Consider the following 20,762-nt stretch of genomic DNA (forward strand, 5'->3'; position numbering starts at 1 on the left):
CCTCAAACTATCAATTAAAGTGCTTCTTTTAACATCAAAAGTTCTGCAAATTACAGCTTTATTCATGCCACTTGACAATGTGATATAGTTTTCTTATATTTATTTTGTAGGTGTTGTTTTATATCTCTTAAACTATATCCAGTATTATGAAGTGCCAAAATCACAGAGTGAATAGATAAAAGCATTTGAAGCTTTTGTTTTCTCTTTTTTTAGTTTTAGATATGAAAACGATTACTCAAAATACAGCCCCTTTTATAAAAATAAATTAACTTTTCCTCTTTGTTTCTAAAATTACTACTTTTATAAACTAATATTTTACAAAAAGATATGAATTTAAAACTAACCTCTTGCTTTTGTTTTAAAAAATAGCTAAAATATAAATTATGAATTTACAAAATGACATAAAAATAAAACAACTGTATCAAATGTTACCAGAGGGGGTAGTCGCTCCAGCTTCTTGGCTTGCAGAGCAGGGCTATTCTATGCAGCTACTTTATCAGTACACTAAAAGCGGTTGGCTCAAAAAAACCTCAAGAGGCTCATACATAAGAGGCGATGTAAACCCATCTTGGCAGGGAGCTGTTTTAGGACTGCAAAAACTTAGCAATCAGCCATTTCACATAGGTGGTGTAACATCTCTTAATCTTCAAGGTTATGCTCATTATCTGCCATTGAACAACTCACAAACAATATATCTGTACGGCACTCAAAAACTTCCAGCATGGTTTAAAAATATAAAACTTGAACAAGAGTTTTATGTGATGAAAAAGCCCTATTTTAAGACAATAGGTCTGAAAAGTATACCATCAAATATAAAAGATTGGGAAATGGTAGTCTCATCTCCTGAGAGAGCTATCATGGAGCTTCTTTATCAAGTAAAACCCGATGGACTTAGCTTTGAGTTTGCAGCAGAGATATTTGAGGGATTAACAACTCTTCGACCATCTTTAGTCAATGAACTTTTAGGTATGTGTGAAAACATAAGAGTCAAACGCCTTTTTCTTTTTCTGACAAGCTACTTTAACCACCCTTGGGCAAAGCATATAAAAAAAGAGAGTTTAGAACTTGGTGTTGGCAGAATGCAGATAGTAAAAAACGGTGTCTTTGACAACGAGTTTTTAATAACAGTACCAAAGGAGTACCATGCTAGATAAAAATTCCATCTATTACAAACAAGTACAGTTGCTCTTAGAAGTGCTACCCTATGTCTCACAAGAGGAATGTTTTGCTCTCAAAGGCGGTACGGCTATCAATATGTTTGTAAGAGACATGCCAAGACTCTCGGTAGATATAGACCTTATGTATCTTCCAGTAGAAGATCGACAAACTAGCCTTCAAAATATTGCCGAGTCGTTTGAAAGAATTGCTCAGACAATAGAATCTTCAATGCGAGGTACAAAAGTATATAGACTAGACCAACAAGGAGATGGAATACTTTCTAAACTTCAAGTTGAAAAAAACGGTGTACGAATCAAAATAGAGGCATCGCCAGTTACTAGAGGAACAGTGAGAGAACCGAGCGTTCTAAGCGTATCGGTAAAGGTGGAAGAGGAGTTTGGTTTTGCGGAGACTAGCGTAGTTCACTTGGACGATCTGTATGCTGGAAAACTCTGCGCTGCACTTGATAGACAACACCCTAGAGACTTTTTTGATGTCAGAGGACTGCTTGACAATGAGGGCATAAGCGATGCTCTTATGGATGTGTTTATAGTGTACTTGATAAGCAGTAATCAACCTATATCAAAACTATTGCAACCAAACTTGATAGACATCAAAAGAATTTACGCTGAACAGTTTGTCGGGATGCCCATAGTTCCAATGCCTTTGGAAGTTTTAGAAGAAACTAGAGTAGAACTTGTTAGCACAATTCATTCTAAACTTACTCAAAATCATCGTGATTTTTTGATAGGCTTTAAAGAGGAAAATCCTGACTGGAGTTTGCTTCCTTTTGAAAACATAAAGGAACTTCCATCGGTAAAGTGGAAAATACTCAATCTTCAAAAAATGCCAAAAGTCAAAAAAGTTGAAGCTTTACAGAAGCTAAAAGATACACTAAAAATCTAAAATAAGGAGAATGAACAATGGAACAAGTTAAAACTGTAATGCAAGAAGAGTTTACAAAAAACTATGATTTTTACAAAGATTATGATGACATGGTTATCGACAAAGAGACAGAGCAAGTTTTTAAAACAAACTTTTTAAATGGAATGGTTCAGCTAGTGCCAGTGAGTAACAATACTGCTATGGAAAAGATCGAGCAAGGGCTTAGTGAGTTTGCGAAAAAACTCAAAAGGCAGGGGTTTTAAAAGCAAAAAATAACGCTTTTATGCAAGATATGATAATATAAAAAACAATAATAATTTTAGGTTTATGGCATGTCAAAGAAAAATTTAACAGAACGAGATATTTGTACAAAGTATATAACTCCAGCACTTATAGAGTCTGGTTGGAACTTACACTCTCAATTTAGAGAGGAAGTAACCTTTTTTACAAACGGTCGTATCTATGTTCACGGTAAGATGGTACGCCGAGGTGAGCAAAAAAGAGCTGATTATGTTCTTTACTACAAACCAAATATTCCTATAGCTATCATCGAAGCAAAAGACAACAAACATAGCATCGGTGATGGTATGCAACAGGGTCTAAGCTATGCAGAGATTTTAGATATACCTTTTGTTTATAGTACAAACGGTGATGGCTTTTTAGAGCATGACCCGACACTGACTCATGGCGTACTTGAAAAAGAGATAACACTTGGTAGTTTTCCGTCTCCAGATGAGCTTTGGCAAAGATATAAAAAGTACAGAGGTATTGAGGAAGATGAAGCGGAAAAAGTGGCACTTTCTCCTTACTACATTGATGATCCAAAAAGAGAACCAAGGTATTATCAAAAAAATGCCATCAACAGAACTATAGAAGCCATTGCCAAAGGTCAAAAAAGAATTTTGCTAGTAATGGCGACAGGTACTGGAAAAACTTACACTGCATTTCAGATCATCTACAGACTTTACAAATCAAGAAAAGCAAAAAGAATACTTTTTTTAGCAGATAGAAATATACTTGTAGATCAAACAAAGATAGGTGACTTTAAACATTTTGGCGACAAGATGACCAAAATTACCAATAGAACTATCGATAAATCTTTTGAAGTTTATCTCTCGCTTTATCAAGCTATTACGGGTAATAGTGAAGAGAAAAAGATCTTTAAAGAGTTTAGCCGTGACTTTTTTGATCTGATTGTCATAGATGAGGCACACCGTGGAAGTGCAGCAGAGGACAGCCAGTGGAGAGAGATACTGGAGTATTTTGATGGTGCAGTACAAATAGGTCTTACCGCAACTCCAAAAGAGACAAAATATGTGAGCAATATCTCATACTTTGGTGAACCAGTTTATACATACTCTTTAAAGCAAGGGATTGATGACGGTTTCTTGGCTCCATACAAAGTGATCCGATTATCGTTAGACAAAGATGTTGAAGGATGGCGACCATATAACGGACAAACTGATGATAAAGGTGAAGAGATTGAGGACAGAGAGTACAACACAAAAGACTTTGATAGAAATCTAATCCTTACCCAAAGAACAAATCTTGTAGCAAAAAAGGTTACTGAATATCTAAACGCAAATGACCCTTATATGAAAACGATTGTCTTTTGTGTAGATATAGATCATGCTGAGAGAATGAGACAAGCTCTTGTAAATGCCAATCCTGCTATGGCAAAAGAGAGTAGAAAGTATGTTATGCGAATAACTGGAGATAATGAAGAAGGTAAAAAAGAGCTAGACAATTTCATAGACCCAGAATCTACATACCCAGTCATCGCAACTACTTCAAAGCTTATGACGACAGGTGTGGATGCTCAAACGACAGGGCTAATTGTGCTTGATAGCAATATAGGTTCTATGACGGAGTTTAAACAGATCATAGGTCGTGGTACTCGAATAAACGAGACTTACGGGAAACTCTATTTTACGATCATGGATTTTAGAAATGTTACAAGACATTTTGCCGATTCAGATTTTGACGGTGATCCAGTGCAAATCTATGAGCCAAAAGATGATGACCCTATAACACCTCCAGATGAAGAGATGCCAGAAGAGTTTAGCGACACTGTAAATGAACCAAGTGAGCTATACGGTGAGACTCCAGATGTATCTATCACGGGCGGTGAGGATGGCACTTCTAAACCCACTCGCCATATAGTAAGCGGTGTGAAAGTAAAAGTCTTAAACAAAAGAGTGCAGTACATTGGAGCAGACGGTAAGCTCATCACAGAATCACTTGTGGATTACAGCCGTAAAAATATCAAAAAAGCCTATGCAAGTTTAAATGAGTTTTTACAAGAGTGGAGCACGGCAGAGCAAAAAGAGGCGATCATCAAAGCTCTAAGCGATCAAGGTGTCTTTTTCGATGAGCTTGAGAGCGAAGTTGGCAAAGAGGGGCTTGATCCATTCGATCTTATATGTCACATAGCATTTGACAGACCAGCACTCACAAGAGCCGAGCGAGCAGGCAAACTAAAACAAAACAGTTATTTTGATAAATATTCAGACAAAGCAAAAGCAGTTATAAACGCACTGTTAGACAAATATACCGAATCAGGCATAGAGAGTATAGAAGACATCGCAGTGCTGAAAGTACCGCCATTTAACGAATACGGAACTATAACGGAGCTTACAAAACTTTTTGGTGGTGGAAGAACTGGGTATCAGTCACTTATCAAAGAAATAGAACAACATTTATATGCATCGTGATGGGAGAGGAAATAGAAGATGTTAACTAGAGAACAAGCTCAACAATATTTAAAAGACTCTCTTCAAAATCAAAATGCTGATTTCAGAGAAGATCAGTATGAAGCTATTGATACAGTTGTAAACCAAAGAAAAAAAGTTCTTGTTGTTCAAAAAACTGGATGGGGTAAAAGTAGTGTATATTTTATTTCTACCAAGTTTTTAAGAGAGCAAGGAAGCGGACTTACAATTATTATCTCTCCTTTGTTGGCATTAATGAGAAACCAAATAGATTCAGCTAAAAAACTCGGACTAAATGTTGTAACAATTAATTCCTCAAACACAGATGATTGGGATTTAATCAAAGCACAAATTTTACGAAACGAAGTTGATGCACTTCTTGTCTCTCCAGAAAGATTGGCAAATGAAAACTTTATGCAAGAAATATTGGAACCAATTTCTGGGAGTATTGGACTATTTGTAATTGATGAAGCACATTGTATTAGTGATTGGGGTCATGATTTTCGACCTGATTATAAAAGAATTACAAATATATTAAAACAAATGCCTGTAAACACACCCATTTTAGCAACAACAGCAACGGCAAATGATAGAGTAATTACCGATATTGAAAATCAAATTAGTGGACTTGTTACAATTAGAGGAAGCCTTAAAAGAGAAAGTCTTTCTTTGCACAATATAAGACTTCCTGAACCGTCTCATAGACTCGCTTGGCTGCTTGAACATTTACCATCTTTTGAAGGATCTGGAATCGTCTATGTTTTAACACAGAGAGATGCCAAAGTAGTTGCTCAGTGGCTTAATCAAAATGGTATTGCAGCAAGTGCTTATTTTAGTGGTGTTGAGCATGATGAATTTGAGAGTGGCGATGAGTATAGAATCTTTTTAGAAAATCAACTTATAAATAATGAGATAAAAGTATTGGTTGCTACATCAGCTCTTGGAATGGGATTTGATAAGAGTGATTTAGGTTTTGTAATTCATTATCAAGCTCCAGGATCGATTATCAGTTACTATCAGCAAGTTGGTCGTGCAGGTCGTGGTATAGATGAAGCCTATGGTGTTTTACTAAGCGGACATGAAGATGATGATATTCATGATTTTTTTAGAGGCTCATCGTTTCCAAAAGAGCAAAATATTGCTTTAGTGCTAGAGCATTTGGATAATAGTGACGGATTGTCTATAGTAGATTTACAAAAAGAACTTAACTTAACTCAGGGAGAAGTTGAAAAGACATTAAAGTATCTTAATGTAGAAACACCTGCACCTGTAACAAAAATTGGCTCAAAATGGCATAGAACAGCAAATAAATATGTGCATAATAGAGAAAAGATCGAGGCTATTTTAGCTATCAGACAATCTGAATGGGATGAGATGCAAAGCTATTTAGATACTGATCAATGTTTAATGTTTTTTTTACAAAATGCCTTAAATGATCCGAAGCCTCAAATATGTGGAAAATGTGCTAATTGTGGGACTGCTTTAAGTGGTGAATTCTCTCACGAAAATGGTTTGAAAGCCGCCGACTTCTTGAAAAAAAGCGACATAGTTTTTAACCCTAAAAAGCAAGTAAAATTGGATGCTCTAAGTGCATATGGCATTAGAGGAAATATCAGACCAGAATTAAGAGCCGAAGAGGGACGAATTTTATCTAGATGGGAAGATGCTGGATGGGGAAGAGTCGTCGCAAAAGATAAACATCAAGGTGAATTTTCAGATCAACTAGTAGATGCATTTGTAGAAATGGTTAAAAAGTGGAATCCTTTCCCTGCACCACAGTGGATTACATGTATTCCATCACTAAATCATCCAGCATTAGTTCCAAGTTTTGCACAAAAAGTAGCAAAAAAACTAAATTTACCTTTTATAGCAGCTGTGAAAAAGATAAAACAAAATCAAGCTCAGAAAATGATGAATAATGCCTACTATCAAGCCAAAAATCTTGATGGGGTATTTGAAGTGGAAGATAATATACCTGATAAGCCTGTTCTGTTGATAGATGATGTCATTGATTCTGGTTGGACAGTCACGGTTGCCTCGGCTCTTTTAAAGCAAAAGGGAAGTGGTAAAGTATTTCCTGCTTCACTTGCTACAACTGGAAAAATGTAATGAATGATCTAAGTTTAAATGCACAAGCAATTATTTTATTAACAGCTTATTTTAACAAGGGGGATAAACCTCTTACAATAATGGAGTACTCAAAATTTGCGTCATGGCTTCTTCAAAACAATATGAAACCATCAGACCTTTTAGAATTGAATGCACGAGAAGTTTTAGAGAATTGGGATGATACAAAAATTACACAAGATAGAATACTATCTTTACTATCAAGAGGAAATGCAATGGCAATTTCTCTTCAAAAATGGCAAAATTGTGGAATTTGGATCATTACAAGGGCAGATCCAGAGTATCCAGTAAGATTAAAAAAGAGATTAGGACAAAAGGCTCCGCCAATATTGTACGGTGCAGGCAATAAGAAAATACTCAATACTAAAGGTGTCGCTATTATCGGTTCAAGAGATGCATCCTCAGATGATTTAGACTTCACATTTAAACTAGGGGAAAAACTTGCACAATCAGGCTACAGTGTTGTTTCAGGTGCTGCAAGAGGGATAGATGAATCATCAATGCTAGGATCAATAAATGCTGATGGGACGACTATAGGAGTAGTTGCTGATGCTTTAATGCAAAAAGTTTTATCCAAAAAATATAGGGATGCAATACGAAATAATAATTTAGTATTAATCAGTCCATATTACCCAGATGCAAGGTTTAGTGCTGGTAATGCAATGGGTAGAAATAAATATATTTATGTTTTGGCAGAATCTTCGATTGTAATTCACTCTGGACTCAAGGGTGGTACATGGGAAGGTGCAAAAGAGAATTTTAAAAATGGTTGGGTAAGCCTTTTTGTAAAGAAAAATGATGATGTTAATTCAGGAAATCAAAAACTTCTTGAGATGGGCGGTTTAGAATTAAAAGATTTGGACTCATTGGATTACTTATTTACTACAAATCAAGATGTTAAAACAGCTACAGTTAGTAAAAAAGAGGCATTGGATAAAAGAATTTTAGAACTATTATCTTTAGAAAAATTAACACTCAAAGAGATTGCAGAAAAGCTTGAAGAAGCTCAAAATATAGTTAAAAAAACAATAGATGAACTATTGAATTCTGGAGATATTGAAAAACATCCCACTAGCCCTTTACGCTTTAGTAAAGCTATAAAATTACCCGGACTATAAAACAAATTAAAAGGAATAAATAAATTATGGCATCAAAATACTTATCAAGCTTATCAAAAGAGGATTATGAATCTCTTACGCAAAAGTTGTGGGATATTCAGAATCATAGATGCTTTATCTGTGAAGAAGAAATTGATTTGAAGCTGAACTCAACGAACATAGATCACATTAAACCTCTTGCAAATAAGGGTAAAGATTCTGAAGAAAATTTTGCTTTAACCCATGAAAGTTGTAATAAATCAAAACAAGATGCAAATTTAAAAATTGCCAAGGTGCTAGCACGGTTGAAAAAAATACAAGATGATGTATCCTTAAAAGGCAGTCACGGTGCTTCATTAAAAGATGTTTTGAAATTTTACGATGGGTCAAAATTTGATTTTAAATGGACTCAGGAAGATAATATTGTTAAATACTCATTTTCACAAATTGGTGACAATAAGATATATCAAGCACCAATATTTACTGATAATCTTTCAGGTGAAAAATCTATATTTCTAGAAATACCAATAGAATATCTTTATCACGATGAAATTATCAATCCAAGAGGCATTAACAGTTCAATATCAAAGCTAGTAAAAGAATTTGATAAAGGAAATCCGCAATTACATTTAAGTTTAGTAAGAATTCATGATAATAAACTAAAAGTATTTGATGGTCAGCACAAGGCGGTAGCACAAATATTATTAAATACGAAAAAACTAGTAGTCAGAGTTTTTCTAAACCCTGATATAGATAGATTGACAGAAACCAATACAAATGCAGGAAGTAATTTAAGGCAAATTGCATTTGATAAATCTATTATGCGTCAATTAAATTATACTTTATATTCTGAAAGGGTTAAAAAATATCGAGAAGAACATAATTTAAAAGAGGATGATTATACATTCTCAGAGCAACAACTCGTAGACTATTTTAAGGGTGATGGTGCGAATATAAAAAAATATATAACTGATGCCATCAAGCATTCTGTTACAAACTCTAAAGAAAATAAGTTGAAAGACTATATTGATTTTGAGGGTAAAGCTAAAGATTTGCCAATATCTTATAGTGCTTTTGATAAAACAATTTTATCAACATTTATTAGTACTAAACTAATCTTAAAAACTCCGATTGACTATAAGACAGATGAGGGATTGAATCCAAGAGAAATAGAGATTGATCAGATAGTAAAACTTCTCAATATTTTGGCTGATATAGTCTATGTAAATAAATTTCAACCTGAAATTGGGGTGTATAGAATTGAAAACAAAATTATTGACAAAAAAGATTCTGATATCTCTGATGAGCATTTAATTGCTTATAGAATGAGCAAAGAGGAGATAATGCACAATTGGCTGCAATATTTGCAAATGGTTATAAAAGCCTATATGTCAAATACTGGGAAGATAATCAATGACGATGAAATTTTTCAACAACCTTTCGATGAACAGCTTTGGAAAAATATACGAAACTTTGTGAAAAATTTACGTGATCTTCCACTTTGGAAAGATAGAGGAATGGCAAGTACAGTTTTTTCTGGAAAAAATACATATGATTATTGGAAAGCTATATTTCAAACTGCTAAAACTCCAGATAATGCTGTTGTTTTAACTAAACCGCTAAATTATATGGAAATGATTAAATATGACGATACAAGAGAATAGCTCTTTTATGAAAAAATAAAATACAAACAAATAAAAGGAACAAATAAATTATGGCAGATATTTCAAATATCGTAAAATCAATTCAAAACATTATGAGAACAGATACGGGTGTCGATGGGGATGCTCAAAGAATTTCACAACTTGTGTGGATGCTTTTTCTAAAAGTATTTGATGCAAAAGAGGAAGAATTTGAACTAGAAAGTGAAAACTACAGATCTCCAATCCCTGAAAAACTTAGATGGAGAAGCTGGGCTACAGATGATGAGGGCTTAACGGGTGAAGAGTTGATGCTTTTTATAAACAATGAACTTTTCCCAACACTTAAAGAGCTTGACATCACTACATCTAACGCTTATGCTCCACTTGTAAAAGGGATGTTTGAAGATGCCTACAACTACATGAAGTCTGGAACACTTCTAAGACAAGTGGTAAACAAACTTGAAGAGATAAACTTTGATAACCTTTCAGAGCGACACCTGTTCAATGACATGTACGAGCAGATACTCAAAGATCTTCAAAGTGCAGGAAATGCAGGAGAATACTACACCCCAAGAGCCGTGACAGAGTTCATAGTGCAGATGGTTGATCCAAGACTCGGTGAAAAAGTATTTGACCCAGCATGTGGAACGGGAGGCTTTCTTATAAGCTCCATAAACCACATCATGAAAAGCGATGTAAAAACGGCAGAAGATAAAAAGACACTAGAACATACAATCCAAGGGATAGAGAAAAAACAGCTTCCCTACATGCTATGTCTTACAAACCTTATACTTCACGATATAGAAACGCCAAGTGTCAGACATGACAACTCGCTATCGTATCCTCTAAAAGACATCACTCCAAATGAGAGAGTGGACTGCATTGTGGCAAATCCTCCTTTTGGCGGAACAGAAGAGCAAGGCATAGAAAACAACTTCCCAGCAACTTACCGTACAAGAGAGACGGCAGACCTGTTTTTACTGCTTTTTATACAGATGCTAAAACCAAGAGGCAGAGCTGGGATAGTTCTGCCAGACGGTACACTTTTTGGTGATGGCGTAACAGCTAGGATAAAAGAGAAACTCCTTGAAGAGTGTAACCTGCATACCATAGTAAGACTGCCAAACGGGATATTTGCTCCATATACGGACATAAATACAAACCTGCTTTTCTTTACAAAGGGTGAGCCGACAAAAGAGATATGGTACTATGAGCAACCACTGCCACAAGGGTACAAAAAATACACCAAAACAAAACCAGTAAAACTGCAAGACTTTGAAGAACTGAAAAAGTGGTGGAACGATAGAGTTGAAAATGAACTGGCTTACAAAGTCGATATAGATACTATCAAAGCAAATAATTTTAACCTTGATGTGAAAAACCCTCATAAAGGTGAAGTAGAAGAAGAACTTACAACAAACGAGATTATAGATAAGATAGAAGCTTCGATGAGCAAAAGTGTAGAGCTACTTGAAGAGATAAGAGGTTTGGCTAATGCGAGAGGTTAAATTCTCAGAAGTCTTAAAACAGTACAAAATATACCATTTTGTTGAAGATGGTACAGAATACAGACAAGTAACTATTTCTATACATAGTGGGGTTTCATTTCGTGGAACTAAATTTGGTAGAGATATTGGGCGTAAGAGACAGTTTGTTATAGACCTTGAAGAGTATCCTAATACTTTTATCTTCACACGACAAGGTGTTCAAAATGGTTCTTACGGTATAGCTCCAAGAGAGGTTCATGGTTGTGTAGTAACTGAAAATATGCCTATGTTTTCAATAGAACCAACTTTAAATCCAGGGTATCTTGAATACTATTTACAAACTAATCATTTTCAAGACCAGTTACAAGCTTTAAATGCTTCTGGATCGGCACAAAAAAGTATTCATGAAAAAGTATTGTTGCAACTAAATATTTTATTGCCAGAGATAGAAGAACAAAAATCAATAGTAGATGAAATCAAATCTGTAGAAAATAAACAATCAAAAGTTTTAGAAGAACTTCAAACACAATCAAAACTAATAAACAAACTTAGGAGCTCAATACTCAGTGATGCAGTAAGCGGTAAGCTAGTTCCACAAGATCCAAATGATGAAAGTGCAGAAGTTTTACTAGAGAAGATAAAAGCCGAAAAAGAAAAACTCATTAAAGAGGGAAAAATAAAAAAACAAAAACCTCTACCGCCAATAAGTGAAGATGAAATACCTTATGAACTTCCAGATGGCTGGGTTTGGTGTAAATTTGAAGAAGTTGCTAATCTAATTACAGATGGAACACATCAAACACCAACTTATACAGATAATGGAAAATTATTTGTTTCAGCAAAAAATGTCAATCCTTTTCAGTTTATGCCTAAATACAATGCAAAATATGTATCAGAAAATGATTATGAAGCATATATAAAAGATAGAAAAGCAGAATTCAAAGATATTCTGTTAACACGAGTTGGCTCAAATATTGGACAAGCAGCAGTAATTGACCAAAATATAGACTTTGCAATTTATGTAAGTGTTGCCTTGATAAAACTAAATCATAAGTATTTATCGTCAGAATATTTTGCAATTTGGCTAAATTCACCAATAGGTACACAAAGTTCTATTAGTAATATATTAGGTCGTGGAGTTTCTCAAGGAAATCTAAATTTGAATTTTATACGAAGTTTTTTAGTGCCACTTGCTCCATTAGAAGAACAAAAACGAATAGTTGAAAAAGTAGAAAAACTTATGGCTTCATGCGATGCACTGGAACTTGAAGTACAAAACAGCAAAATAGAAACAGAAAAATTAATGCAAAGTGTACTTAAAGAGGCGTTTTTATGATATTTGGAGTTTATAATGTTTGAAAATAAGACAATTTATCAAGTATATTTTTATAATTTATCTCTTGTACCTTTATATTTAACATTTATAATTCAAGAAATTAGTATTGATAGTTTTTTACCTTTAACTGCGGATCATTATAAGACTATAGCGAGTCAAAATATTGTTTCCATCGTTTTATTTATTTTGGTGTTGATTTCAGTTAGTGCAATTTGGTATATAAACAGGGAAATTAAATATGGTCTAAGAAACCCTCAACAATACTCAAATATTAAGCCCGCTGATTTTGAACATTTGGCATTTATTTCTACTTATATAATCCCTCTTGTAGCTTTCAAATTTGATACTCCAAGAGATATATTAGTCTTGTGTTTTGTAATTATATTTATGGGATTGATATACATAAGGGCAGGACTATACTATCTGAACCCTATATTACTTCTTTTTGGTTATAAGATTTTTAAAGCGACAAAAAGCTCTGGTGAAGAGTATATTTTACCGACAAGAGAAACAAGTCTTACAGGTAGTCAAAATTTGAAGTACATAGATTTTGGTGGAAATATTCATTATGTAAAAAAAACTTAAAGAGGAGTAGGCTGTGACGAGAGAAAATGTAGTATCGGTTATTGAAGGGGTAGAAAGTGAATGTGGAATGGAGTTGTATTTTGTCTTGGATGATGACTCAATAAAATTCGCACGTATAAAAGAAGAAGTGACAGATGAATTGAAAACACAATTTCTAAATGAACTTAAGCAGCTTTTTGTAGAAGATGATGGCTATAGTTTATTGAATGTACAAGAAGCTGATGAATCCCGTGGTAATGTCTTTTATTACTTTGATAATGAAAATGTTTATGATAATTTGAAATTCATAATTGAGTTTTCAGAAACTGAAAATAATGATACTTTTTCTTTTAGTGATGATGACTTAGGCAAAATACGAGCTTTTATCATAAAAATTTCGAATGAAGAAAATAGTATATTGCTTTACAAGAAACATTATCCTATAAACTTACTCAAACAAGCAAGTGTTATGCGTTTAGTAAAGTCTGGAGATAAGTTTGATAAATTAAAAGATGATATAGTTAATATTGATAAATCTTTTGATTTTGTTTTTCTTGATGATCATGTAATCATTGCAAAAATGAAAACTCTTGAGAAGTATTTCGGATATGAAGATTATATTAAACAAACAGCTTTACAAAATCTTGCATTAATTGAAGCATTAGGATTTATTGATGATATTAGCCATATTCAAAGATCGGTAGAAAAAAAACGACTTGCAAAAAAACTTAATAAAGCCCTCCAAACTTCCCCTGTTTTGAAAATGATTGAAGATGAAAAAGAAAAGGTTTTAAGATTTATAGAACAACATCCATTGCTAAAAAATAGAATTAAAGTTCTTGAACAAACAAACAAAATAGAATTAAAGTCTATTACTAGTGTAGAAGCCTTTTTAAAACTGTTGGACGATGACTATCTTAAATCTGATTTGACAGAAATGCTTTACGATAGTGCAAATAAAGATAAGCTTGCTACAAATCAAGAATAAAGGGCTTAAATGAAAAACATTAATTTTAATTTATATCGTTATCAAATTTTGCCAAAAGACAGATATTTTCAAGGAAGTTTATTTGGAGAGATCAAAACGGTCGAAGATTTGATTGCTCAGAAAAATAATCTGTTTTATAGTTCTATCAAAACTATTACTAACTGGAAAGGCAAGAAAAGCTCTCTCAAGGGGCAACTGGAGTATGATAAAGATAATTTTTTACTTTTTAGATTTGCTCCTAAAAGAACGACAAAAATAGAAAATGAAAATTTTGAAGAAGAGCAGCTTGAGAACTGGCCGTCTATTTTAGTGGGTATTTGGAACCATCCAGAAAAGCAGATAATAGTAATACAAGACAGAAAAAAAGCATTTTCAGATACAAAAGCAGTTTTGAAAATTTTAGTAGAATCAATCAACAATGCTTTAGAGTCAAAACAACTAAAACTTTACGGGGAGCCTATTTTTCATAAAGAAGCTTTTTGGAGCATCGTTGAACAGTATGATAGAAAGATAAAAAATATCAAATTTGAACTTGTTACTCCAAATATGGCAAATATCTCTGGAGTTTTAAGTGACGATCTTAAGAACTTGGCAAAAGGGACAAATACTGCAAAAACATTGCTCGAAATTGATGCAGATGATGATTCTACACTTCATATAGATAAGCAAAACAAACAAGTTGGAGATCTTGTTGAGTATGCTAGTGAGGGTGGTGGTAATATCTCTTTAAAAGCAAAAGGTGTTAAAAAAAGAATCCAAACCGCTAATGCCGTGAAGTCAGTAGAAATAGGAGAGATTGAAATTTCTGGTGATAATGCAGAAAGAATTGCAGAGATTTTAAAAAGGGCATTGGAATGAAAAATAATATCATTTTCAATATTTTACTTTCAATTGGTGCTGGTTATTTACTTGCTGAGTTACAGTCATTTTTAGGTACGACATACTTGACAAATTTCTTGAAGCAAAATCTGATTACTCTCCTTGTTGCCTTGATAGCCATCAATTCTGCTACATTAAGCATAGTATTGACAAAAGTGAGAGAGTTGTTAGATAAAAGCGGACAGCAGGGAGCTTTTGGTAATACAAAAAAACAGATGATTTTATCGGTGAATGAACAGGTTATACTTATTGTCGTAGCGATGTTACTGTTAATAGTTCAAGATTCTGACTTTATAAAATTACATGTAGAGTATGTGACTTTTTTGAATGTGTTGATTATTGGATGTTTTGTATACGCCCTACGAATTTTGCATGATACGGCTAAAAGTGTTTTTGTAATTTTGGATTATTAGGTTTCATAATGAAAGAAAATCCAGAAATTAAATTTTTAACAGAAGCATATAAAGCACTAAATCATATTTACGATAAAAACCCATCTCCAGACAATATTAATAAATGGAAAGCTGATGTTGTACCAAAATTATATGGTAGTGCGAAAATAAAAGTTAGCAGGGTTGAAGTTATTAGATTTCCACAAAATCCTTACAATTTTGAAATGGATAAGGATGAGCATGAGAAAAAAATTGTAGAAACAGTTTTAAGAGACACTGCATTTAAAATCAATGCTGATAAAAAATCTAAAGAAAACATTGAAATTCTCAAGCTCTTAAAGGCAAGAGAAGAAAATATAGATTTTGAAATGCAGTTAGCTGAAATGATTTGTGGTGACAATACTAAGTTTCCATATAGATCGTCAAAGTATTTAACTGAGTTCTTTCAAAATTTAGGATATAGCTATTTTCATTCTGGTGAAACACGAAAATATTGGGTAAAAGATATTTTAGATGAGCTTAATATCAAAGAGATACATACACTGGTTAGCACAGGTCTTTTTCGTAAAAAATACTTCATTGACTTTGCAAAAGAAAAAGATTTAAATCATAGCGACTTGTTTAAGGGTGCAGCAAAAGAATTTAAAGAGTTTATCCAAAACTCTATCACAGCTAATGAAGCATTTGATCTATCAAATGTACTGGATATGAATGTAAATGTAGAGCTATTATTTGATAATGTAGCAAATACGCAAGATATAGAACTTAACAAATTAATCGAAGAAGCAAAAGAGAGATTTTTTAATCCAAATGATAAACAAGTAGCTTTAGAAAAACTTTGGGATGCTTTTGAGAGACTTAAAACATATTTTGCACAAGAGGGTTTGAAGAAAAATCAATCTGCCAATAAGCTTACTACCATTATCTCTGAACACTTTGATAAAGAGTTTATTGATGAAGAATTTACAAAGCTTACAAAAATCGGAAATAATTATAGAATCAGACATCATGAAACTGACAAACAAGAATTGACTCAAGTACACACAAACTACTTCTTTTTTAGAATGTTGTCTTTGATAGATTTATGTTTGGTTTTTTTAAGAGAAGAAGAGAAGAAGAGAATGAGGAAATAGATATATTTTGAAGTGTTTATTGATTTTCAATTGGTGAAAAATGTATAAAAAATTAAAAATTTTAAAATTTTTTTCGTAAATTTTTTCAGTTTTTTTGTTATTGAAAGTATAAAATAGATTCTAAAAGATGATTATAATGGCAAAAAATAAAAATATAATTTTATAAAATCACGCATAGCACGGACTTTGAGGGTGTGTATTGAATTAAAAACAGAAAAATCTAAAGCTAAACTTGAGCTTTAGATTTACTTTTAAAATAGTAAATCTAAAGTATTTTAGCACTAAATTAAAAGTAAATTTGTAGTTTATTAGAAGTAAATATGTACTTTAAGTTTAGTATTTTAGGACTTTTGAGCCATTTTTGTTTAAGCAAAATCTAAAAAAATATACTTTAAAATTTGACCGTTGATGACCTTTGTAGGACATCACAAGCACGAGCTGGAAAAGCTAGAAAAACGATGACACTAGGTTTAGAAAGGGTTGCCTTTTGTCATATTATTTATATATACAAGTATGTAGTATGTGATGAATTATTTGATGAAGTTCAAAAATAGTAGTAGTATCTACGATGTGCGCGCAAAAATTAAGATTAAAAAGAATGTAAATACCTCGGGTACGGTAGTGGAGTGCCCGCTTTGATAGGTTTATTGAAAAGGTGTTGATAAAACTCCTTTAGATAAATTTTTACTAACCCTTCAAATCAAAGACTTAATGGAAATATGGAAGAAATGAAAATTTAAGTTTTTTCAGCTCCTAATTAAATTTAGGAGTTATCCATGTCTAACAATATTTATAAGTCTCTTTATCTCGACTACGGCTATATGTTGAGTAAAACAGACTTGGCAGAAGTTCTTAAGGTGAGCCTCTCTACGATAAACAGAAGGCTTAAAAACGGTAAACTACCACCTCATGCAAACATTGGCGATAGAGTACTATTTCCGACTGAGGGTGTAGCAGTATTCCTTACTCAGATGAGTGGTTGTCAGCTTGAAGTTGTAGGAGGTGAACTTTGAAGTCCCTCCAAAAAGCAAAAACAAGAATACAGCAGCTAAAAGGTCTTCCTTATCTCGTTATAGAGGCAAAAGCATTTTTAGAAAAATTTAGCGAGTTTTTGAGTGAAGATGAAAAAACAGAGATTACACAGGAGATTCAAGAAGCTCAAAACAGTAAACTGACATCTAAAAAACCTCTTCAAGAGCGTTTTAAAAGTCACTTCTATACCTATGAAGAGATCAAAAATGCACCCGCTACAAGATGGCTGGTGCAAGACTTGATCCCGTCAAGTTCCATAGGTGTGATGATCGGAGACAGCGGCGTCGGTAAAACGACCATCGTATTATATATGTGCACGACTATTTTGACTACCAAAGCAAATGTATATATCTTTATGATTGATGGTGATATGAACCAAACCAAGATCAAAGAGAGCGAAGCTTCACACTTGCTTGAGAGATTTCCCGAGAGATTTTTCTATGTAGGTAAGCAAACAGGCGGCGATTTTTCAGAGTCGGTTCAAGAACTCTTAGCTGAGATAGTTGAAGAGCAGATCAAGCATTCAGATCGAGAGTACTTTGTCATCCAAGACTCACTGATGCTTACTGTCCCTAAGAAACGAGGTTTTGTGGATACACAAAAGCTTTATTTTTATGAGAAAATATTGCGAAGTGTGGGTGGGAGTACGCTCTTTATCCATCACCTGAATAAAGATGGAAACTTTGCAGACTCTCAGCAGATCATTAATTATGCGGATTATTCGTTTTCTATTACGAGAAATGACTTTAACTCTACGATACTTTTGCATCCGCAAAAAGCTAGTAGGTACGCTATAGAGGGTAAAGCATTTCTTACAGAAGACAGAAAAATAGTCAAAGAGGTTGAGTATGAAACGGTAAACATAGAGCCTCGTGAGTCAAAATTTGTAAGCTATGTACTAGAAGCACTTGAAGATGGAGAGATGAACCAAAGCGAGATCATCTCACACCTTGAAAAAATGCGATTTTTTAGTGAGTATAAAGTTGGTCAGAAAAAGGCTACAAGGTGGCTTACGACTTGGGGTGATAAGGGTAAATGGAACTATGAGCGACGACCAGATCAAAAAAATGCCATCTATTTTTGGATAGAGCAAAAACAGCCTGAAAAAGTGGAAAACTTGCAGAACTTGAAAAACTGCAAAACTACTTTGAGCGACTCCGCAAAAGGAGTTTGTGATGAGTGAAATGCACTATTTGGAGTTAAAAACTTTGCTATTAGAGCAAAGAGAGATGTTTTTGTCACTTTTCCCTAAAAAAGTTCCTATTTCGTTTATTACAGAAAGAACAGGCTTAACAAGGCAAGCCATAAGGATGAAACTTCTCAACAACTATGAGCCAGAAGTTGATTTTTGGAAAGAAGATGGTAAAATAATTATTGCAAGAACTACTGCTTTACAGCTACTAAAGTTTGGTAAAGGAGTAGAGAATGAATAATAATTTTATATGTTCAGACGGTTCTTTTTACGTTAGAAAAGATACAAATATGATCTATGTACAAGGTACCGTAAACGGCAAACATTATAAGAAAAGCATAGGCAAAAAAGCGACTCCACTAAATAAAAAATGGGTGGAGCGGCAAAACCCTATGCAGGTTCTTTTGAAATTAATCGGTGTTGATATAAACGAAACTAAAAAAACTTCGTTTGAGAGTTTTGGATTGAGGGTTCTTAGGTCAAATTCTGAGTATCGAGGGGAAGAGACCCAGAAAGACTACGAAAGTATCTTTAATAGGTTAATTCTACCATATTTTGAGAAGATTGAGTTTCATGAGATCAGTGCTTTAGATGTCACTGAGTTCCTAGGAACCTTGCAGAGTAAGCATGGATATTGTTACGATAGATGCATCAGAGTCAAGCGGGTTCTAGTAAATATTTTAAAAGCTGCTTTTGATGAGCAGCTAATGCCTCACAATGTGATGAGTATGCAATTGGTCGAAAAGTTTAAGTTCAAACAAACTCCAAGAAAAACAAAAGTCTATAAGGTGTCTGAGGCACAACAAATCTTGAGCTTATCGAAAGGATGGCTCAAGATTTTTTTAGAACTTTCCTTAAAATATGGACTTCGTACGGGTGAAGCTATAGGTCTTAAATGGTCTGACTTTGATTTGGAACGAGGATATTTGCAAATTCATAGAAGTATCTCAAAAGGTAGAATTAGCGATGTATCGGCAATAGCCCACGAGAATAAAAATCATAATCGGGAAATATTCTTATTTCCCGAGACCATTGAACTTTTGAAATCTTATGCAAATTTTCGTCCAGATGATGAGTGGCTCTTCGTTTCAAAAGATGGAAAGCCATTCAAAAACGCGAAAACTATTGTCGATTTTCATTTTAGACCGTTTCTTGAGGAGATAGGTGTTGAGTATAAAACACTCTATGCTACAAGACGGACTTATGTCTCAATGATGAACCAATCTTCAAAAGTTTCACTTGAGGATATTCAAGAAGTGGTAGGACATGTGAAAGGTTCAAGTGTAACAACTAAGCATTATGACTTGGATTGTCTCGAAGATGTTCATAAACAGAAAAAAGCAGAGGAAAAATCTAAGATCTTCAATGCGTTGCTACATATAGCTTAAGTCAATATTTAGTTTCGTTTTCTCGGATTTTTCTCGGTTTATAAAAATGGAGTTTTCAAAGCTCCATTTTTAGGGCTATCTTGGTCTCCCACGCTACCTTGAGGGGGTAGTGCCTTACGGGTGTGAGAGTTCAAATCTCTCCGATCGCACCATTCCTTTATATAACTCCGCTTTAAATCATTAATACTCTTTTCTCCATTTGTGTGATATCATAATTTCGAAATATTTCAAAAAGATATTTCAGAGCATTTTTAAATTCTTGTTGTAAAAGCTTTGGCACTGCAAAGTAGCATAAATCAGCTTTTATATTTATATCAGTATATGTACTAGACATATCAAACAAAAAGGATTTCTATGAAAAAAACTGTTTTAAAAATATTATGTGCTGCATTTCTTGTAGCCGCTCCATCGGCAATTCTCGCTGAAGATAGCGAATCAGGTTATGAAAACAAAAATGAAAAACCAAGAGCTGAGAAGCGTCAAGATTCAGACAGAAAGGCTGAAAACAGAGTAAAAAAAGAGGAGCGCAAAGCTGAAAAAGAGCAGCGTAAATCCCAAAAGAGAGCAACAAAAGAGGAGCGTAAAGCTGAGAAAGAGCAACGCAAGTCTGAGAAAAAAGAGTCTAAAGCAAAGAAAGATAAAAAAGAGAAAAATAACTCTGAGAAGAAAGAGCGCAGAAATAAAAAAGAGAAAGAAGATGACTCTGATGATTAATCAGCAGCAGAGCCTTTGAAGCTCTGCTTAGATAAA

The 20,762-nt window shown here is 33.8% G+C and carries 19 protein-coding genes; all 19 read left to right on the forward strand.

Going from position 1 to position 20,762, the window contains the following annotated elements; all coding sequences use genetic code 11:
* The first annotated feature begins 383 nt into the window (after positions 1–383).
* The 19 genes from FCU45_RS02370 to FCU45_RS02460 all read left to right on the forward strand — a co-directional run bounded on the left by FCU45_RS02370 (position 384) and on the right by FCU45_RS02460 (position 20,726).
* On the forward strand, positions 384–1,154 hold the full coding sequence (locus FCU45_RS02370; protein WP_137011886.1) for a type IV toxin-antitoxin system AbiEi family antitoxin domain-containing protein: 771 nt from the start codon (positions 384–386) through the stop codon (positions 1,152–1,154).
* Complete coding sequence (locus FCU45_RS02375) at positions 1,144–2,064, forward strand: nucleotidyl transferase AbiEii/AbiGii toxin family protein (RefSeq protein ID WP_137011888.1); 921 nt, start codon at positions 1,144–1,146, stop codon at positions 2,062–2,064. Before FCU45_RS02370 ends, FCU45_RS02375 begins: the two co-directional genes overlap by 11 nt.
* A gap of 17 nt (positions 2,065–2,081) precedes the next feature.
* The gene (locus FCU45_RS02380; protein ID WP_137011890.1) at positions 2,082–2,306 is read left to right on the forward strand and encodes a hypothetical protein; all 225 of its coding nucleotides are present in this window, start codon (positions 2,082–2,084) and stop codon (positions 2,304–2,306) included.
* Between the two features lie 69 nt (positions 2,307–2,375).
* Positions 2,376–4,757, forward strand: a complete 2,382-nt coding sequence (gene hsdR / locus FCU45_RS02385) for an EcoAI/FtnUII family type I restriction enzme subunit R (protein WP_137011892.1) — start codon at positions 2,376–2,378, stop codon at positions 4,755–4,757.
* Between the two features lie 18 nt (positions 4,758–4,775).
* Positions 4,776–6,863: a RecQ family ATP-dependent DNA helicase gene (locus tag FCU45_RS02390; RefSeq protein WP_137011894.1), complete on the forward strand. Its 2,088-nt coding sequence runs from the start codon at positions 4,776–4,778 to the stop codon at positions 6,861–6,863.
* Positions 6,863–7,999 carry a DNA-processing protein DprA gene (locus tag FCU45_RS02395; protein WP_137011896.1) on the forward strand — a complete coding sequence of 379 codons (1,137 nt, stop codon included), beginning with the start codon at positions 6,863–6,865 and terminating at the stop codon, positions 7,997–7,999. Before FCU45_RS02390 ends, FCU45_RS02395 begins: the two co-directional genes overlap by 1 nt.
* Positions 8,000–8,025: 26 nt before the next feature.
* Positions 8,026–9,642, forward strand: a complete 1,617-nt coding sequence (locus tag FCU45_RS02400; RefSeq protein ID WP_137011898.1) for an HNH endonuclease — start codon at positions 8,026–8,028, stop codon at positions 9,640–9,642.
* 50 nt (positions 9,643–9,692) lie between these two features.
* Positions 9,693–11,129, forward strand: coding sequence for an N-6 DNA methylase (locus FCU45_RS02405; RefSeq protein WP_137011900.1), 1,437 nt, complete (start codon positions 9,693–9,695; stop codon positions 11,127–11,129).
* Positions 11,116–12,444, forward strand: coding sequence for a restriction endonuclease subunit S (locus FCU45_RS02410; RefSeq protein ID WP_137011902.1), 1,329 nt, complete (start codon positions 11,116–11,118; stop codon positions 12,442–12,444). The genes FCU45_RS02405 and FCU45_RS02410 overlap by 14 nt, the downstream gene beginning before the upstream one ends.
* Positions 12,445–12,459: 15 nt before the next feature.
* The gene (kwaA, locus tag FCU45_RS02415) at positions 12,460–13,029 is read left to right on the forward strand and encodes an anti-phage protein KwaA (protein ID WP_137011904.1); all 570 of its coding nucleotides are present in this window, start codon (positions 12,460–12,462) and stop codon (positions 13,027–13,029) included.
* A 13-nt stretch (positions 13,030–13,042) separates the two neighbouring features.
* On the forward strand, positions 13,043–13,996 hold the full coding sequence (kwaB, locus tag FCU45_RS02420; protein ID WP_137011906.1) for an anti-phage protein KwaB: 954 nt from the start codon (positions 13,043–13,045) through the stop codon (positions 13,994–13,996).
* Positions 13,997–14,005: 9 nt separating this feature from the next.
* A complete protein-coding gene (locus FCU45_RS02425) occupies positions 14,006–14,854 on the forward strand; it encodes a hypothetical protein (protein ID WP_137011908.1) in 849 nt (282 codons plus the stop codon).
* Positions 14,851–15,288, forward strand: coding sequence for a hypothetical protein (locus tag FCU45_RS02430; RefSeq protein WP_137011910.1), 438 nt, complete (start codon positions 14,851–14,853; stop codon positions 15,286–15,288). Before FCU45_RS02425 ends, FCU45_RS02430 begins: the two co-directional genes overlap by 4 nt.
* A gap of 8 nt (positions 15,289–15,296) precedes the next feature.
* Positions 15,297–16,400: a hypothetical protein gene (locus FCU45_RS02435; protein ID WP_137011912.1), complete on the forward strand. Its 1,104-nt coding sequence runs from the start codon at positions 15,297–15,299 to the stop codon at positions 16,398–16,400.
* Positions 16,401–17,176: 776 nt separating this feature from the next.
* Complete coding sequence (locus FCU45_RS02440) at positions 17,177–17,413, forward strand: helix-turn-helix domain-containing protein (RefSeq protein WP_137011914.1); 237 nt, start codon at positions 17,177–17,179, stop codon at positions 17,411–17,413.
* A complete protein-coding gene (locus tag FCU45_RS02445; protein WP_137011916.1) occupies positions 17,410–18,615 on the forward strand; it encodes an AAA family ATPase in 1,206 nt (401 codons plus the stop codon). Before FCU45_RS02440 ends, FCU45_RS02445 begins: the two co-directional genes overlap by 4 nt.
* Positions 18,608–18,865: a hypothetical protein gene (locus tag FCU45_RS02450; protein WP_137011918.1), complete on the forward strand. Its 258-nt coding sequence runs from the start codon at positions 18,608–18,610 to the stop codon at positions 18,863–18,865. The genes FCU45_RS02445 and FCU45_RS02450 overlap by 8 nt, the downstream gene beginning before the upstream one ends.
* A complete protein-coding gene (locus FCU45_RS02455) occupies positions 18,858–20,012 on the forward strand; it encodes a tyrosine-type recombinase/integrase (protein WP_137011920.1) in 1,155 nt (384 codons plus the stop codon). Before FCU45_RS02450 ends, FCU45_RS02455 begins: the two co-directional genes overlap by 8 nt.
* 354 nt (positions 20,013–20,366) lie before the next feature.
* Positions 20,367–20,726: a hypothetical protein gene (locus FCU45_RS02460; protein ID WP_137011922.1), complete on the forward strand. Its 360-nt coding sequence runs from the start codon at positions 20,367–20,369 to the stop codon at positions 20,724–20,726.
* Positions 20,727–20,762: the final 36 nt, after the last annotated feature.

Origin of the sequence: Sulfurimonas crateris, from assembly GCF_005217605.1 — a bacterium.
Lineage (GTDB): Bacteria > Campylobacterota > Campylobacteria > Campylobacterales > Sulfurimonadaceae > Sulfurimonas > Sulfurimonas crateris.

What these genes read in the sequence shown, in the direction of transcription:
- FCU45_RS02370 (WP_137011886.1), top strand. Translation starts at nt 384, where the DNA reads ATGAATTTACAAAATGACATAAAAATAAAACAACTGTATCAAATGTTA.
- FCU45_RS02375 (WP_137011888.1), top strand. Translation starts at nt 1,144, where the DNA reads ATGCTAGATAAAAATTCCATCTATTACAAACAAGTACAGTTGCTCTTA.
- FCU45_RS02380 (WP_137011890.1), top strand. Translation starts at nt 2,082, where the DNA reads ATGGAACAAGTTAAAACTGTAATGCAAGAAGAGTTTACAAAAAACTAT.
- hsdR (WP_137011892.1), top strand. Translation starts at nt 2,376, where the DNA reads ATGTCAAAGAAAAATTTAACAGAACGAGATATTTGTACAAAGTATATA.
- FCU45_RS02390 (WP_137011894.1), top strand. Translation starts at nt 4,776, where the DNA reads ATGTTAACTAGAGAACAAGCTCAACAATATTTAAAAGACTCTCTTCAA.
- FCU45_RS02395 (WP_137011896.1), top strand. Translation starts at nt 6,863, where the DNA reads ATGAATGATCTAAGTTTAAATGCACAAGCAATTATTTTATTAACAGCT.
- FCU45_RS02400 (WP_137011898.1), top strand. Translation starts at nt 8,026, where the DNA reads ATGGCATCAAAATACTTATCAAGCTTATCAAAAGAGGATTATGAATCT.
- FCU45_RS02405 (WP_137011900.1), top strand. Translation starts at nt 9,693, where the DNA reads ATGGCAGATATTTCAAATATCGTAAAATCAATTCAAAACATTATGAGA.
- FCU45_RS02410 (WP_137011902.1), top strand. Translation starts at nt 11,116, where the DNA reads ATGCGAGAGGTTAAATTCTCAGAAGTCTTAAAACAGTACAAAATATAC.
- kwaA (WP_137011904.1), top strand. Translation starts at nt 12,460, where the DNA reads ATGTTTGAAAATAAGACAATTTATCAAGTATATTTTTATAATTTATCT.
- FCU45_RS02425 (WP_137011908.1), top strand. Translation starts at nt 14,006, where the DNA reads ATGAAAAACATTAATTTTAATTTATATCGTTATCAAATTTTGCCAAAA.
- FCU45_RS02430 (WP_137011910.1), top strand. Translation starts at nt 14,851, where the DNA reads ATGAAAAATAATATCATTTTCAATATTTTACTTTCAATTGGTGCTGGT.
- FCU45_RS02435 (WP_137011912.1), top strand. Translation starts at nt 15,297, where the DNA reads ATGAAAGAAAATCCAGAAATTAAATTTTTAACAGAAGCATATAAAGCA.
- FCU45_RS02440 (WP_137011914.1), top strand. Translation starts at nt 17,177, where the DNA reads ATGTCTAACAATATTTATAAGTCTCTTTATCTCGACTACGGCTATATG.
- FCU45_RS02450 (WP_137011918.1), top strand. Translation starts at nt 18,608, where the DNA reads ATGAGTGAAATGCACTATTTGGAGTTAAAAACTTTGCTATTAGAGCAA.
- FCU45_RS02455 (WP_137011920.1), top strand. Translation starts at nt 18,858, where the DNA reads ATGAATAATAATTTTATATGTTCAGACGGTTCTTTTTACGTTAGAAAA.
- FCU45_RS02460 (WP_137011922.1), top strand. Translation starts at nt 20,367, where the DNA reads ATGAAAAAAACTGTTTTAAAAATATTATGTGCTGCATTTCTTGTAGCC.